The organism is Pseudomonas sp. S2_F03 (assembly GCF_054668335.1).
Window position 1 is genome coordinate 4,519,351 of the sequence record NZ_CP162759.1, and the last position, 16,180, is coordinate 4,535,530.

Here is a 16,180-nt window from a genome sequence, read left to right on the forward strand (position 1 = left end):
TTCTATGTCGCAGACGATTCGTGACAACCTCAAACGCCTGCTCGCGCCGCGTCATCTGGCGTTTGTCGGTGGCCGCAGCATGGCCCGCGCGCTCAAGCGTTGCGCCGAAGGTGGCTACCAGGGGCAGATGTGGCTGGTGAACCCGCAGCATGAAAGCCTTGAAGGTGTGCCGTGTGTGCGCAGCATCGCCGAACTGCCGTGCGGCCCGGACGCGGTGTTCATCGCCACCAACCGTGAACTGACCCTGACCTGCGTGGCCGAACTGGCCGCCAAAGGCGCGGGCGGCGCGATCTGCTACGCCTCCGGGTTTGCCGAAACCGGCGCCGAAGGCCAGGCCTTGCAGCAACAGTTGCTGAAAACGGCCGGCAGCATGGCGTTGCTCGGCCCTAACTGCTACGGCTTGCTCGATTACCTGCACAGCTCCGCGTTGTGGCCGGTGGCCCATGGCGGCAAACCGGTGGAGAAGGGCGTCGCCGTCCTGACCCAGAGCGGCAACTTCGCCTACAACCTGTCGATGAGCGACCGCTCGCTGCCGGTGGCCTACATGGCGTCGGTCGGTAATCAGGCGCAATTGGGCATCGCCGAATTGATGGACGTGCTGCTCGATGAACCGCGCGTCACCGCCATCGGCTTGCACCTCGAAGGCCTGAAAAACGTGCCGGGTTTCGCCCGCGCCGCGCACAAGGCGTTGGAGAAGGGCATTCCGATCATCGCCCTGAAAACCGGCGTGTCGCAGATCGGCGCCGAACTGGCGCTCAGCCACACCAGTTCGCTGTCCGGTTCCGATGCGCTGTATGACAGCCTGTTTGCGCGTCTGGGCGTGATCCGCGTCAGTGGCCCGGTGAGTTTTGTCGAAACCCTCAAGGCTGCTGCGTGCGGCAAGCTACCAGCAGGCAACAGCCTGATCGCGCTCGCCTGTTCTGGCGGCGATGCCGGGCTGATTGCTGACTATGCCGAACGCAATGACCTGAGCTTGCCCAAGCTCGATGCCGGTCAAATCAACGAACTGGCGCAGGTGCTGCCCAGCTACGCCAACCTGGTCAATCCGCTGGATTTCACCACTGCAATTTGGGGTGACGGCGAAGCGTTGAACCGCATGCTCGACAGCGCCCTGCGCACCGAAGCGGACGCGGCGATGCTGGTGCTGGATTACCCGTCTGAATCCACCGGCGAACGCAAAGAATGCGACCTGCTGCTGGAGCTGTTTTGCGCCGCACTGGTGCGCCACGGCAAGACCGGTTTTGTCACCTCGGCGTTTCCCGAATTGCTACCGGCCCACGCTCGTGAACGCCTGCATGCGCAAGGTGTGGCAGCGTTGCAAGGCGTGGAAGACGGCTTGGCCGCGTGGGGGCGCATTGCCGGTTATCAGCGCAATCGTCAGGCACTGCTGGCGCTCGGTGAATCGGCGCTGGTGCCGCTGTGCCCACAGGCGCTAGAAAGTGATGGTCACCTGCTCAACGAGTGGGAATCCAAAACGGCATTGCGCGCCTTTGGCCTGCCGACGCCCAACGGTGTCTTGAGCACGCCAGCCAACGCTCTGACGGATGCCAATGCACTGGGTTACCCCTTGGTGCTCAAAGCGGTCAGCGCGCAACTGCCCCACAAAACCGAAGCCGGGGCCGTGGCACTGAACCTCAAGGACGCCGCGGCCCTGAGCGCCGCGCTGGAAAAAATGCGTGCGAGCATTGCCGATTATGCGCCGCACGTGCCGTTCGATCAGGTGCTGCTGGAACCAATGGCCAAGCCACCGTTGGCCGAATTGATCGTCGGCATCAAACGCGAAAACGACTTCGGCCTCGCCTTGGTCATCGGCGCGGGCGGGATACTGGTGGAGTTGCTCAAGGACAGTCGCAGCCTGCTGCTGCCGACCACCGACGGCGCCATTCGCAAGGCCGTGTCGAGCCTGCGCAGTGCTGCATTGCTGCAAGGGTTTCGCGGGCGCGAAACAGCGGACCTGGACTCGCTGGTCGCGGCGATCCGCGCGGTGGCCGATTACGCCTGTGAGAACGCCGGTCAACTGCTGGAACTCGATGTGAACCCATTGTTGGTCGGTGCCGCTGGCACGACTGCGGTCGATGCGTTGATTCGCCTTGGCCACGAGTGAGGATGTGAACATGCAAACCACAACATTGACGGGCGGCCAGGCACTGGTGCGATTGCTGGCCAACTACGGCGTCGACACCGTGTTCGGGATTCCCGGCGTGCACACGCTGGAGTTGTATCGCGGCTTGCCCGGCAGTGGCATTCGCCATGTGCTGACCCGCCACGAGCAAGGCGCCAGTTTCATGGCCGACGGCTACGCCCGGGTCAGTGGCAAACCGGGCGTGTGCTTCATCATCACCGGGCCGGGCGTGACCAATGCCGCCACCGGCATCGGCCAGGCGTATGCCGACTCGATTCCGATGTTGGTGATTTCCAGCGTCAACCACACCGCCAGCCTCGGCAAGGGATGGGGTTGCCTGCACGAAACCCAGGACCAACGCTCGATCACCGCACCGATCACCGCGTTCTCGGCGGTCGCATTAAGCGCCGAGGACCTGCCTGAACTGATCGCCCGCGCCTACGCGGTGTTCGACAGCGAGCGTCCGCGCCCGGTGCACATCTCGGTGCCGCTGGACGTGCTCTCGGCAAAAATCAGCCGTGACTGGAGCAACGACGTCGTGCGCCGTCCGGGTCGCGGCGCCGCGTCAACTACAGCATTGGAGGAGGCCGTAGCCAAACTGCAAAACGCCAAGCGGCCGATGATCATTGCCGGTGGCGGCGCGCTGAATGCGCAGCAAGCACTGCACGACATCAGCACCCGCCTTGCTGCGCCGCTGTTCACCAGCGTCGCCGGCAAAGGCTTGTTGCCGCCGGATGCGCCGCTCAATGCGGGCTCGACCTTGTGCGTGGAGCCTGGCTGGAACCTGATCGCCGAGGCCGACGTGGTGTTGGCGGTCGGCACCGAAATGGCCGACACCGACTTTTGGCGCGAGCGTCTGCCGCTGAATGCCGAACTGCTGCGCGTGGACATCGACCCGCGCAAGTTCAACGACTTTTACCCTTGTGCGGTGGCGTTGCACGGTGACGCGCAACAAACCCTTGCAGCGTTGCTGGAACGCCTGTCGCCCGCCACGCGCGATGCCAGCGCGGCGATTGCCGCCGTCGCGGCAATGCGTGAAGCGGTGAAGCAGGGCCACGGCCCGTTGCAGTCGATTCACCAGGCGATACTCGAACGTATCGCCGCCGAGCTGCCGGACGACGCGTTCATCAGCACCGACATGACCCAGCTGGCCTACACCGGCAACTACGCCTTCAACAGCCTGGCAACCCGCAGCTGGTTGCACCCGACCGGCTACGGCACGTTGGGGTATGGCTTGCCGGCGGGCATCGGCGCCAAGTTCGGCGCGCCGCAGCGGCCGGGTCTGGTGCTGGTCGGCGACGGCGGTTTCCTCTACACCGCGCAAGAACTGGCGACCGCCGTCGAAGAACTCGACAGCCCGCTGGTGGTGTTGCTGTGGAACAACGACGCGCTGGGGCAGATTCGCGACGACATGCTCGGGCTCGACATCGAACCGATTGGCGTACTGCCGCGCAACCCGGACTTCGCCGCCCTCGGTCGCGCGTTCGGCTGCACAGTGAGCCAGCCGCAAAGCCTGGCCGAGCTGCAAACCGATTTGCGCCACGGCTTCAAGCGCAACGGCGTGACCCTGATCGAACTCAAGCATGCGTGCGCGCACTGATTTTCATTTTTTGGCAGAGGTATCGCCATGCGCTTTTCTGATCTGACACAACGCATCGCCGGAGACGGCGCTGCCGCCTGGGACATTCATTACCGCGCGCTGGCGCTGCAGGAGCAGGGTGAAGATATCCTGCTGCTGTCGGTCGGCGACCCGGATTTCGATACGCCGGCGCCGATTGTGCAAGCCGCCATCGACAGCCTGTTGTCCGGCCATACTCACTACGCCGACGTGCGTGGCAAGCGTGCCCTGCGTGAAAGCATCGCCCGGCACTACGGGCGCCGCAGCGGCCAACAGGTTTCGGCCGATCAAGTCATCGTGCTGGCCGGCGCGCAATGCGCGTTGTTCAGCGTTGCCCAATGCGTGCTCAACCCCGGTGATGAAGTGATTGTCGCCGAACCGATGTACGTGACGTATGAAGCCGTGTTTGGTGCGTGTGGCGCGGTGGTGGTGCCGGTGCCGGTGCGTTCCGAAAACGGTTTTCGCGTGTTGCCTGAAGACGTCGCCGCCCGCATCACGCCGCGCACTCGGGCCTTGGCACTGAACAGCCCGCACAATCCGTCCGGGGCCAGTTTATCGCGGGCCACCTGGCAAGCGCTGGCAGACCTGTGCATCGCCCACGACCTGTGGCTGATTTCCGATGAGGTCTACAGCGAATTGTTGTTCGACGGCGAGCATGTGAGCCCGGCCAGTTTGCCGGGCATGGCCGAGCGCACCGCGACACTCAACAGTTTGTCGAAATCCCACGCCATGACCGGTTGGCGAATCGGCTGGGCTGTCGTACCACCGGCCCTGGCGGCACATCTGGAAAACCTTGCGCTGTGCATGCTGTACGGCTTGCCGGACTTCGTGCAGGACGCCGCCGTCGTCGCCCTCGAAAGCCATTTGCCGGAACTGGACGCGATGCGCGAAGCCTATCGCCAACGCCGTGATCTGGTCTGCGAATGCCTGGCTGATTGCCCCGGCGTGCGCGCCTTGAAACCCGATGGCGGCATGTTCGTGATGGTCGACATTCGTGACACAGGCCTCAGTGCCCAGGCGTTTGCCGACTGCTTGCTCGACCGCCATGGCGTATCAGTTTTGGCCGGTGAAGCCTTCGGTCCGAGCGCCGCAGGGCACATTCGACTGGGCCTGGTGTTGGGTGCGGAGCCGTTGCGTGACGCCTGCCAGCGCATTACCCGCTGCGCCATTGAACTGCTGGAGTCCCCCATTCATGCATAACCACACCACGCTGTTTATCGATGGTCGCTGGCAAACCCCGTCGGGGCGGGGCATTGCCGAAGTGATCAACCCGGCCACAGAAGAAGTCGCAGGCTCGGTGCCGCTGGGCGATGAGCGCGATGTCGACAACGCGGTGGCCGCCGCACGCAAGGCGTTCAATTCATGGTCACGCACGCCGTCGAGCGTGCGTGCCGGTTACGTCCGCGCCCTCGCCGAGCAGTTGCGCGCGCGGGCTGACGAGATGGCTTCGGTCATTACCGCTGAACTGGGCATGCCGGTGCAATGGTGCCGCTCGGTGCAAGTCGACGGGCCGATCATCGGGCTGGAGCACTACGTCGAACTCGCAGGCCTGATGGACGAAGTGCGTGAGGTCGGCAACTCGCTGGTGATGCGTGAAGCGGTCGGCGTGTGCGCCTTCATCAATCCCTGGAATTACCCGCTGCATCAACTGATCGGCAAGCTCGCCCCGGCGCTGGCCGCTGGCTGTACGGTGGTGGTCAAGCCAAGTCAGGAAACCCCGCTGCACGCCTTTTTGCTGGCGCAGATGATCGAAGCCATCGGCTTGCCGCCGGGGGTGTTCAACCTGGTCAGCGGGCCCGGCTCGAAGGTCGGTGAAGCCCTGGCCAAACACCCGGACGTCGACATGGTGTCGTTCACCGGCTCCACCGGCGCCGGGGTTCGTGTGGCGCAAGCGGCGGCGCCTTCGGTGAAGCGCGTGTGCCTGGAACTCGGCGGCAAGTCGCCGCTGCTGATTGCCGAAGACGCGGACCTCGCCGCCGCCGTGCGTTACGGCGTGCAGGACGTGATGATCAACTCCGGCCAGACCTGCACCGCGTTGACCCGCATGTTGCTGCCGGCCAGTCGTTACGCTGAAGCCGTGGAACTGGCCATCGCCGAAACCCGGAACCTGCGCATGGGCGATCCTCTGGACCCGAACAGTTTCCTCGGGCCCATGTGCTCGGCGGCGCAACGTCGTACCGTGCTTGATTACATTAAGGTCGGCCAGCAGGAGGGCGCACGGTTGGTGTATGGCGGGGACACGGCGGGCGAGTTCGAGCGTGGTTTCTACGTCACCCCGACGCTGTTCGCCAATGTCGACAACCGTATGCGCATCGCTCAGGAAGAAATCTTCGGCCCGGTGCTGTGCCTGATTCCCTACGCCGATGAAGCGCAGGCAATCCAGATCGCCAACGATTCGCCGTTCGGCCTGTCCAGCGGCGTCTGGGCCGGCAGCGCCGAGCGCGCCTTGCAGCTTGGGCGGCAACTGCGTGCCGGGCAGTGCTTCCTCAACGGCGCCGCCTTCAATTATCAGGCGCCGTTCGGTGGCTACAAACAATCGGGCAATGGCCGGGAATGGGGCGAGGAAGGGCTCAACGAGTTCGTTGAAGTGAAGGCGATTCAGGTGTAATCGTCCAATGACCCCGCGCGTTACCGCCTTCAAATTCAACGTGTGTAAACGTTTAAGGAATTGCCATGAAAGTACTGATCGTCCACGCCCACCCGGAGCCGAAGTCCTTCACCGCCGCGTTGCGTGACCAGGCCGTCGCAACCCTGCAAGCCCAGGGGCATGAAGTTCAGGTCAGCGATTTGTACGCGATGAACTGGAACCCGGTGGCAAGCGCCGATGACTTTTCTTCGCGAGAGAATCCGGAGTATCTGGTGTATGCGCTGGAGCAACGTCTTGGGGTGAAGAGCCAGTCATTGGCGCCGGACATCCAGCAAGAACTCGACAAACTGCTGTGGGCTGACCTGCTGATCCTCAATTTCCCGATTTTCTGGTTCTCGGCCCCGGCCATGCTCAAGGGCTGGATTGACCGGGTGCTGGTGTCGGGGATCTGCTACGGCGGCAAACGCTTTTACGACCAGGGTGGCTTGAGCGGCAAGAAAGCGCTGGTGACCGTTACCCTGGGCGGGCGCGAGCACATGTTCGGTGACGGCGCGATTCACGGTCCGCTGGAAGACATGCTGCGACCGATTCTGCGCGGCACGCTGGCGTATGTCGGCTTCGAGGTGCTGGAACCGTTCGTGGCCTGGCATGTGCCGTACATCAGCGATGAAGCGCGCAAGGAGTTCCTGCAGGGTTATCAGCAGCGTCTGGAACACTTGAGCGATGACCTGCCGATGCAGTTTCCGCGCTTGTCGCAGTTTGATGAGGCGCTGAATCCGTTGCCTGTTTGACGCGGATTGTTACCCAGGAATTTGATGGTGCATTTTCGGGCTCCATCGCGGGCAAGCCCGCTCCCACAGTAGACCGCATTCTTCCTGAACGAATGCAATCCACTGTGGGAGCGGGCTTACCCGCGATGAGGCCAGTGAAATCAGCCCAAGAATCAGCTATCTGCCTCGGGCACTGGCTACCAGGCCTAGATTTCCTTCACCGGCGTTTCACCCTCGACCCCTTTGATCAACCCGATGACGTGCAGGCAATCGGCTTTGTTCACATACGACTCACCACTGGCAATCGTCTCGTGATTCCCCGCCCTCAACCGCCAGCGCCATTGTCCTTTGCCGGTGCTCGGGGTGCCTTTGGACTGCCTGTAGATCTCGAAATACATACTGCTCGCTCCATGCGATGGGTTATAGCGACAACCTGTGTGACGCATCGGGGGCAAGCCTAGCGGAGCTGGCTTTTTTGGCCATCCAGCATTTGTTTCCAGGCATTTGAAAATATTTCTGCCGGCGCCAGCGGGCCGGTGGGAATGGCCAATTCCCCCTCGGATTCGCCCTTGCATCACCTTCCTCGGTCCTGCTTAATACGATTCGGTTCATGCGTCGAGCACCTGTCGATGCCCCCGGATTGTCGTAAAACCACTATAAAAAAGAGCAATCAATTGACTCATCAGCACGGAACGCATCTGACCGGGCCTCTGGCGTTGTCGCTCGTCATCCCGGTGTTCAATGAAGCAGCGACCGTCGATTTGTTCATCGCGCGGATCAATGACGTCTTCAACCAAGAGACGCTGATTGGTCTGGAGCTGGTTTTCGTCAACGACGGCAGCACCGACGCCACACTGGACCTGCTGCTGGAACGCCAGCAGACAGATCCACGCCTGCGCATCGTCGACCTGAGTCGTAATTTCGGCAAGGAAGCGGCGCTGACTGCGGGTTTACAGACGGCTACCGGACAGGTCGTGGTGCCGATCGATGTCGATTTGCAGGACCCGCCTGAAGTCATTCTTGAAATGATCGCCCGCTGGCGTGAAGGCTATGAAGTGGTGCTGGGCCATCGTCTGAGTCGCAACACCGACTCTTGGGTCAAACAGACCTCGGCCAACTGGTTCTACCGCCTGCACAACAAGATTGCCGAACAACACCTGCCGGAAAACGTCGGTGATTTCCGGCTCATGGACCGTTGCGTGGTCGATGCCTTGCAGACACTGCCCGAGTCGCGACGCTTCATGAAAGGCCTGTTCGCCTGGGTCGGATTTCGCACCACTTACGTGAACTACGAGCGCCCCGAACGGGTGGCGGGGGCGACCAAGTTCAACGGCTGGCGCTTGTGGAATTTCGCCCTGGAAGGCATCACCAGTTTCAGCACTGAACCGCTGCGGGTCTGGACCTACCTTGGTCTGGTTGTTTCGCTGATTTCTTTCGCGTTCGCCATTTTCATCATCCTGCGCACCTTGATTTCCGGAATTGATCTGCCGGGTTACGCCTCGCTGATGGTCGCCGTGACTTTTCTGGGTGGCTTGCAATTGATCGGCATCGGCGTGCTGGGTGAATACCTGGGCCGGACCTACATCGAATCCAAGCGCCGCCCGGTTTTCTTGGTGCGTCGTGTCTACGACCCCAAGGACTGAAGCATGGACCTCAAGGAAACCGACATCCTCGGTTCGAGCATTGACCAGCATTGGTATTACGCCTCCAAAGCGGCGGCGACCATGCGCTTGTTGGGGAACACACCTTTCACAAAGATTCTCGATGTGGGCGCAGGCTCCGGGTTCTTTACTCACCACTTGCTCAAGCATTCACCGGCCACCGAGGCGTGGTGCGTAGACATTAGTTATGAGGCTGACTCGGACACGACCACCGCCGCAAAACCCGTGCATTACCGACGCGCAGTCGACGCGCTGGATGCCGACCTGGTGCTGCTGATGGACGTGCTGGAGCATGTCGATGACGACGTCGGTTTGCTCAAGGCGTATGTGGATAAAGTCCCGTCCGGCAGTCGATTCCTGATGACGGTGCCCGCGTTTCAGTTTCTGTGGAGCGGACACGATGACTTTCTTGAACACAAACGCCGATACACCTTGGCGCAGCTGGAAACCGTGGCGCGCGATGCCGGGCTGACGGTGAAGCAGGGTGCTTACTACTTCGGCCTGGTGTTCCCGATAGCAGCCACATTGCGGCTGCTGCCCAAAGGCGCGCAACCTTCACCGCCGCGCTCGCAACTCAAGCGACATCACCCGTTGGTCAATTCGATCCTGAAGACGCTGTGCCGCCTCGAATTGCCGCTTATGGGCGCCAATCGCTGGGCGGGTCTGACGGTGTTTGTACTGGCGCAGAAGCCGTGACGTCGGCCGAAAAATCCGCCCTGATCAAGCGTGGCCTGCGTTTTGCCGTGACCGGGTTGTTCGTCACGGCGCTGCATGCGCTGGTGGCCGTGCTGTTCATCAATTTCGTGGTGGCGCAGCCACCACTGGCCAACGGCGTGGCTTTTGCCGTGGCGACGGTGGTGTCTTACGTGATCAACACCACCTGGAGTTTTTCCGCACGGTTGCACGGCCGAACGCTGCTGCGTTTCATGATGGTGTCCGGTGCCGGTTTTCTGCTGGCGATGCTGGTGGCGTGGGCCGCGCAAATGGCCGGGCTGCATTATTTGCTGGGGATTGGCGCGGTGGCGCTGACTATTCCGGCGTTTACCTTTGTACTGCATAACTTCTGGACGTATCGATGAAGGACTTGGTTAAGCAGTTGCCGATCAACCTGTTACCTGTGTTGATCGGTGTTCTGGCCTTTTTCATCGTCGTTGGGCCAAGGGCGCTGAACCCTCAAAACATTGCATGGCTGGGTAATGGTGATCCGGCGACGCATTACCTGGGCTGGGTGTTTTTCCGACAGTCGCCCTGGACCTTTCCCATCGGACTCAATCCTTCCTATGGGCTGGAATTGAGCAATGGCATCATTTTCTCTGACTCCAATCCACTGCTGGCATTCTTGTTCAAACCGTTCGCCTCTCTGTTGCCAACGCCTTTCCAGTATTTCGGACTCTGGTTCCTGGCCTGCTTCGTTTTGCAGGCCTGGTTTGCCTGGAAACTGGTAGGGCTGGTGTCGACCCACGTGGGTGTGCGTGCCGTGAGTACGGCACTGTTCCTGTTTGTTCCGCCCATGCTCATGCGCATGCCTTTCCATTTGTCCCTGGGTGGGCATTTTCTGGTGCTGGCCTCGTTGTATCTGGCGCTGCACCCGCAATTGCGTCGTCGACGCCTGGCCTGGGGGGCGTTGCTAGCGGCGGCCGCGTTGATCCATGCGTATTTTTTGGCGATGGTTGCAGTGATCTGGATCGCCGATCTCACGAGCGGCTATTTCAAGAAAAAACTGCCGCTGCAGTCTGCTGCCATCGAATTGATAGGGCTGTTTTCGCTGGTCACTGTGTGCTGCTGGCAGGCGGGCTATTTTTCGGTGGGCAGCGAGGGTGCGATATCGGCCGGTTTTGGTCTGTACGCCATGAACCTGCTGTCGCTGATCGATCCGGGGAACTGGGCGGGGCAGTGGTCCTATGTGCTGAAGGATTTACCCGGTGTTCAAGGGCTCGGTGAGGTTGAAGGATTTCTTTTCCTGGGCCTTGGGCTGATGACGCTGGGCATTTGCGCACTGGTGGGGTTACTTCAAGGCCGTACAGGTTTTTTCCAGCGACTGCGGCGCTGGCCGTTATTGCTGGTAGCGTTGGTGGGACTGGGCCTGTTCTCGATTTCCAACCATGTGGCGTTAGGCTCGCTCGATATAACCTTTCCACTGCCGCCTTGGGTGATTTCAATCGCCAACGTCTTCCGTGCTTCCGGGCGGATGTTCTGGCCGCTGTACTACGCGTTTATCTTCGCCATGATTTTCCTGGTGATCCGCGCCAATACCTCCCGCACCGCCGTGAGTCTGTTGTCCCTGGCATTGCTGATACAGGTGCTGGACACCCATGCCGGCTGGGCCGGCGTTCGCAAGCAGTTGATGGTTGAACCCGCATCGAAGTGGGCCTCGCCCATGGTCGATCCTTTCTGGAACAGTGCAGCGGCTCATTACCGGAACATTCGTTGGGTGGTTCCGCAAAACCAGTCCCCAAACTGGATGGCAGTGGCTGATTTTGCCAGCGCCCATGGCCTTGCCACGAATGCCGTTTACCTGGGGCGGGTGGACACGGGCAATTGGATAAAATCCGGGCAGGACACCGGGCGTGAAATGGCGTCGGGCAAGTACGACGCTGATTCGTTGTACCTGTTCGATGACCGTGCCTGGATGCAGGCCGTGAGAAACGTGAATACCCCAACGGATCTGTTCGCCAGGATTGACGGGTTCACGGTGCTTGCTCCGGGCTGGAAACAGTGCAGCGCCTGCACACAGGCTACCTCGCAAATCAATCCGCTGGAGTTGGTTCCATCGCTGGAGCCCGGACAAAAAACGCTGTTCAACACCGGCAGCAAAGGCGGGGCGCTGCTGGCCAAGGGGTGGTCCGATACCGAGCTTTGGGGGACCTGGTCCAAGGAGCCTGAAGCTGAAGTCATGTTCCGGGTCCCGGCGCCCGTGCATTCCTTGCGTCTGGAGGCCACGGCGTTCCTTCCTCCCGGGCATGCTCGCCAACGTGTCGCCATCAGCATCAATGACCTGCCGGCCATGAATACTCTGCTTGAGCAGGCCGATGGCAACGTTATCGAAATGCCGCTCACCACCGAGATGCAAGCGCGGGTAGCGAGTCAGGGTGTACTGAGGCTGCAATTTCAGTTTGCCGATGCGGTCAGTCCAAAACAGTTCGCAATGGGCCAGGACGTGCGACAACTCGCACTCGGATTGAAGGCCTTGACGGTCAATTGATGGCCGTTGCACGTAGACGCTCCCCTCGCGCCTTTCTACACTGCCGTGAGTGTCGGGGACCGGGGGCAATGAATGAATCGCAATGAACTGCGCAAGGCGGACATCAACCTGATGGTGGTGTTCGAAACGTTGATGCTCGAGCGCAACGTGACGCGGGTTGCGGAGAAGCTGTTTCTCGGGCAGCCGACCATCAGTGCCGCGCTCAATCGCCTGCGCACGATGTTCAATGACCCGTTGTTCATTCGCGTCGGCCATCGCATGGAGCCGACGGCCCGCGCCGAGGAACTGATTCAGTACCTGTCGCCGGCGCTGGATTCGCTGTCGGTGGCCCTGAGCCTGACCCACGATTTCGACCCCGCCAGCAGCACCATGACCTTTCGCATCGGGTTGTCGGATGACGTCGAGTTCGGCCTGCTGCCGCCGCTGTTGCGGGCCTTGCGCCAGGAAGCGCCGAAGGTGGTGTTCGTGGTTCAGCACGTCGACTACTGGCGCATACCGGACTTGTTGGCGTCCGGCGACATCACCGTCGGCATCAGCCAGACCCGCGGCCTGCCAGCCAATGCCAAGCGCAAGCTGTTGCGGCACATTCAACCGAGCATCTTGCGCGCCGATGCGTCCGACACACCGCTGACGCTCGATGAATATTGCTCACGCCCTCATGTGCTGGTTTCCCACACCGCGAACGTCAGTGGTTACGCCGATGAGTGGCTGGCGGAGATTGGCCGCACGCGCCAGGTCGTCCTTTCCGTGCCGCAATACAGTGCGTTGCCGGCCTTGCTCGCCGGCACTGATTTGATTGCCAGCCTGCCGGACTACACCGCCGAAGCCATGGCCGCCTCTGGCTTGCTGTTCAAGGAACCCTTTCCGTTCAAGACCCCGACGCTGGACTTGTCGATGGTCTGGCTGAGCCATGTCGATACCGACCCCGCTGAACGCTGGTTGCGTTCGCGTCTTGAGGGGTTCATGAGTGAACGTTCGTCACTGCCGTTGGCCCAGTGAGCCGTCGGTCAACGCTGTGTTATACGTAGGACCTTTCTGCACACTCTTTCTGCACACCCTTTCTGGAGCCGCGTCATGCCACACCTGCACATGGAATACACCGCCAACCTGCCCGGGCTGAACGCCGACGTGGCGTTGATCCGGCTCAATAACACCCTGGTGGCTTCCGGTCAGTTTGCTGCGGAGTTCGACATCAAGAGCCGAGCGATGAAGGTCGAGACTTTCAAGGTGGGTACCGCGTTGGCTGAACGGGGGTTCGTCCATGTGAAGCTGGCGTTGTTGAGCGGTCGCTCGCCGCAGATCAAGCAGCAACTGTCTGAAAGCTTGCTGGCGGTGGTACAGGACCTTTGCGAGTGGCCGGCGGAGGTTGAAGTGCAACTGTGTGTCGAGATTCTCGACATTGATCGCGAGTCCTACGCCAAGACCGCCATCAGCCGCTGAGCTTCAAGCCATTGCCTGCTCGGCACAGACCTCGATCACCTGCTCGCGCAACCAGGTGTTGGCATTGTCCTGATCGGCACGTTGACTCCACTGCATGTCCAGGGTGAAACCCGGCAGCCCGTTGGGGGCTTCGCAGTGATTGAAGATCGCTTTGTTGGCCAGCAATTGCTGGATGCGACGGGGCAACGTCAGGATGAAGTCTGTGCCGGTGATGGTTTTCAGTGCCGCACTGTAGCTGTTGGCGCGCGCGACGATCTGCCGTTTGTGCGCCTGTTGCGCCAGCCAGCCGTCGACCCTGTTGGCGGTGGACGTCCATGGGGTCGGGAACACATGTCGGCGTTCGACAAAGGCTTGCAGGCTTAAACGCGGTTCCAGGGGTGTGGCGCGTTTGTCGAACACGCAGACCAAGTCATCTTCCAGCAACATTCGGGATTTGAAGTCGGTGTGGCTGCGATGGAAGTTTGGGCCGAAACAGATCACCAGATCGAGACTGCCATCGCGCAACTCTTCGACCGGAATATCGGTTTCGAATGTGTGCAGGTTGACCATCACCGGCAGGTCGGCGAAGTCGAAGCGCTTCAACAGGCGCGGCAGAATCAGCTGCTCGAAATACTCCGGCGCGCAAATATTGAACGTCACCGCTTGCAAGGTCGGGTTAAACGCCGGGGCACTGACGTGACACAAGTTGATGCTTTCGAGAATTTTCTGCACATGCGTGTACATGGTGCTGGCTTTGTAGGTAGGGCGCATACCGGTGCGGGTATTGGTGAAGAGCTCGTCTTCAAAACTGATACGCAGCTTTTTCAGGCAGTAACTTACCGTGGACTGGCTGACGCAGAGTGCCGCCGACACACCGGTGACGCTGCTTTGCTCGTACACGGCGACAAATACCATGAGGTCTTGCATGTCGAGCTTTCTAAGCAAATTACTGTTCAGCATCCATTCTGACTCGCTGTGCTCCTTGCGCTGACAGTGCGCAAACGTGTGCGAACGATCCTAACGGAACGACCGTACCAGGAGAATGCCTTGTAGGAAGTTTCATTGAAAGGCGTGGGGTAGGGCGCGAATGATTGTTTAGCCAATCCGTAACCAAGGTTCTTCAAATCCAGATTTAAAGACTCAACCGCCCGTGTGACGCTGCTGCTCATCTGTTCTCTGCGGTTTTTTCTATGGGCGATTGTCCCGTCGCACTTCCCTCCGAGTTGGCCTTCTGGGCGCTGTGGCATTGTCGTCACGCACGCCCACCGGATTCCTGCATTTCCCGTTGATTGTTCTGACAGGTCCCGCGCCCGGCGCTGGATCAAATCGGCGACGCCTGCGCGTTCGCCTGACGCGGAAATAAGAGAATGCTCATGAGTAGTGCCACGACATCGTTCGCCACCTTGCAAGAAGCCCTGACCTTTCTCGAACAGAACCCGGATATCGAAATGTTCGAGCTGTTCATTCTCGACAACAACGGTGTGCCACGGGGCAAGTTGTTGCATCGCGATGAGCTGCTGGCGGTCTACGAAAGTGGCCGGCCATTGCCGAGTACCATTCTCGGCCTGACCATTAATGGCGATGACGTGGAAAACTCCGGACTGGTCTGGGATGTCGGCGATATTGACTGCCGCGCCTACCCGGTCAGCGGCAGTCTGACGCGCATGCCGTGGCGGCTGATTCCGACAGCGGCGGTGCAAGTCAGCATGCACCCCAAAGAAGGCATGCCGGCGACGATCGCTGATCCTCGGCACCTCCTGGCGAAAGTGATCGAAGACTTGCAGGCCGATGGCTATTACCCGGTCATGGCGGCAGAGCTGGAGTTTTATCTGCTGGACCAACAGCGCGACAGTCAGGGGCGACCGCAACCGGCGCGCGATGTCGATGGCGGGCGACCTCGCACGACTCAAGTCTACGGTTTGCGTGAGCTGGAGCAGATGGAGCCGTTTCTGGCCGATCTCTACAGTGCCTGCAAGCTGCAAGGAATTCCGGCGCGCACGGCAATTTCCGAATATGCGCCGGGGCAAGTGGAAATTACCCTCGAACACCGCACCGATGCCCTACAGGCAATGGATGAAGCGGTGCGTTACAAACGGTTGGTCAAGGGCGTGGCCCATAAACACGGGATGACGGCGTGCTTCATGGCCAAACCCTTTGATGACCTGGCGGGCACCGGGATGCACATGCACGTCAGCCTGGCGGACAAAGAGGGCAACAACCTGTTCGCCAGCGAAGCGCCAGACGGCACACCGCTGCTCAGGCACGCCGTCGGCGGGATGCTCAGCACCTTGCTCGATTCACTGCTGTTGTTCTGCCCGAATGCCAACTCCTACCGCCGATTCCAGACCAACAGCTACGCCCCCCTGGCGGCGACCTGGGGTGTGGACAACCGTACGGTGAGTTTGCGCGTGCCGGGCGGGCCTGCGTTTTCCCGGCACATCGAACACCGTATTTGCGGTGCCGACGCCAACCCGTACCTGGCCGCCGCGGCGATCCTGGCCGGCATCCATCGCGGTATCCGCGAACGATTGGACCCGGGTGCGCCGGTGGAAGGCAACGGGTACGCCCAGGCCACGGAGTTGTTGCCGACCGATTGGCTGACCACGTTACGTGCGCTTGAGGGTTCGACCTGGGCACGTGAAGCGTTCGGCGGCCCCTTCCTTGGCGTTTACCTGGCCGTAAAGCGCGCCGAGTACCGACAATTCATGGGCGAGGTCGGTGAACAGGATTGGCGCTGGTACCTGAACCAGGCCTGAATCATTCTCAAACAGTCGTGATATCAGGAGCCAACTATTCGTTGG

Annotated in this window: 14 protein-coding genes; 12 read left to right on the forward strand and 2 right to left on the reverse strand. The window is 60.8% G+C overall.

Features of this window, described 5'->3' with window-relative positions; all coding sequences use genetic code 11:
• Positions 1-4 precede the first annotated feature (4 nt).
• From AB4N76_RS21120 to AB4N76_RS21140, 5 genes are all read left to right on the forward strand, one after another.
• Entirely contained in the window at positions 5-2,104 is a 2,100-nt protein-coding gene (locus AB4N76_RS21120) for an acetate--CoA ligase family protein (RefSeq protein WP_077430716.1), read from the forward strand.
• A gap of 10 nt (positions 2,105-2,114) precedes the next feature.
• Positions 2,115-3,722: a 5-guanidino-2-oxopentanoate decarboxylase gene (locus AB4N76_RS21125; RefSeq protein WP_460163476.1), complete on the forward strand. Its 1,608-nt coding sequence runs from the start codon at positions 2,115-2,117 to the stop codon at positions 3,720-3,722.
• Between the two features lie 27 nt (positions 3,723-3,749).
• Complete coding sequence (locus tag AB4N76_RS21130; RefSeq protein WP_460163477.1) at positions 3,750-4,940, forward strand: pyridoxal phosphate-dependent aminotransferase; 1,191 nt, start codon at positions 3,750-3,752, stop codon at positions 4,938-4,940.
• Positions 4,933-6,348 carry an aldehyde dehydrogenase family protein gene (locus AB4N76_RS21135; RefSeq protein WP_460163478.1) on the forward strand — a complete coding sequence of 472 codons (1,416 nt, stop codon included), beginning with the start codon at positions 4,933-4,935 and terminating at the stop codon, positions 6,346-6,348. The genes AB4N76_RS21130 and AB4N76_RS21135 overlap by 8 nt, the downstream gene beginning before the upstream one ends.
• Positions 6,349-6,413: 65 nt before the next feature.
• Entirely contained in the window at positions 6,414-7,118 is a 705-nt protein-coding gene (locus AB4N76_RS21140) for an NAD(P)H-dependent oxidoreductase (protein ID WP_046029594.1), read from the forward strand.
• A gap of 185 nt (positions 7,119-7,303) precedes the next feature.
• Here the strand turns inward: AB4N76_RS21140 and AB4N76_RS21145 are convergent, their stop codons facing one another.
• Positions 7,304-7,495 (reverse strand): YegP family protein, encoded by a 192-nt coding sequence (locus AB4N76_RS21145; RefSeq protein ID WP_046029596.1) that lies wholly within the window; start codon positions 7,493-7,495, stop codon positions 7,304-7,306.
• A gap of 231 nt (positions 7,496-7,726) precedes the next feature.
• Between AB4N76_RS21145 and AB4N76_RS21150 the strand changes: the two genes are divergently transcribed.
• The 6 genes from AB4N76_RS21150 to AB4N76_RS21175 all read left to right on the forward strand — a co-directional run bounded on the left by AB4N76_RS21150 (position 7,727) and on the right by AB4N76_RS21175 (position 13,400).
• A complete protein-coding gene (locus AB4N76_RS21150) occupies positions 7,727-8,740 on the forward strand; it encodes a glycosyltransferase family 2 protein (RefSeq protein ID WP_223522403.1) in 1,014 nt (337 codons plus the stop codon).
• A gap of 3 nt (positions 8,741-8,743) precedes the next feature.
• Positions 8,744-9,454 (forward strand): class I SAM-dependent methyltransferase, encoded by a 711-nt coding sequence (locus AB4N76_RS21155; protein WP_109787413.1) that lies wholly within the window; start codon positions 8,744-8,746, stop codon positions 9,452-9,454.
• A complete protein-coding gene (locus AB4N76_RS21160; RefSeq protein ID WP_046029605.1) occupies positions 9,451-9,837 on the forward strand; it encodes a GtrA family protein in 387 nt (128 codons plus the stop codon). Before AB4N76_RS21155 ends, AB4N76_RS21160 begins: the two co-directional genes overlap by 4 nt.
• Positions 9,834-11,960, forward strand: coding sequence for a DUF6311 domain-containing protein (locus AB4N76_RS21165; protein WP_460163479.1), 2,127 nt, complete (start codon positions 9,834-9,836; stop codon positions 11,958-11,960). Before AB4N76_RS21160 ends, AB4N76_RS21165 begins: the two co-directional genes overlap by 4 nt.
• A gap of 72 nt (positions 11,961-12,032) precedes the next feature.
• A complete protein-coding gene (locus AB4N76_RS21170; protein ID WP_046029608.1) occupies positions 12,033-12,959 on the forward strand; it encodes a LysR substrate-binding domain-containing protein in 927 nt (308 codons plus the stop codon).
• Positions 12,960-13,034: 75 nt separating this feature from the next.
• Complete coding sequence (locus AB4N76_RS21175) at positions 13,035-13,400, forward strand: 5-carboxymethyl-2-hydroxymuconate Delta-isomerase (protein ID WP_046029609.1); 366 nt, start codon at positions 13,035-13,037, stop codon at positions 13,398-13,400.
• A gap of 3 nt (positions 13,401-13,403) precedes the next feature.
• Here AB4N76_RS21175 and AB4N76_RS21180 read toward each other — a convergent pair whose 3' ends face one another.
• Entirely contained in the window at positions 13,404-14,339 is a 936-nt protein-coding gene (locus AB4N76_RS21180; RefSeq protein WP_077430712.1) for a LysR family transcriptional regulator, read from the reverse strand.
• Between the two features lie 413 nt (positions 14,340-14,752).
• Between AB4N76_RS21180 and AB4N76_RS21185 the strand changes: the two genes are divergently transcribed.
• Complete coding sequence (locus AB4N76_RS21185) at positions 14,753-16,135, forward strand: glutamine synthetase family protein (RefSeq protein WP_460163480.1); 1,383 nt, start codon at positions 14,753-14,755, stop codon at positions 16,133-16,135.
• The last annotated feature ends 45 nt before the right edge of the window (positions 16,136-16,180 follow it).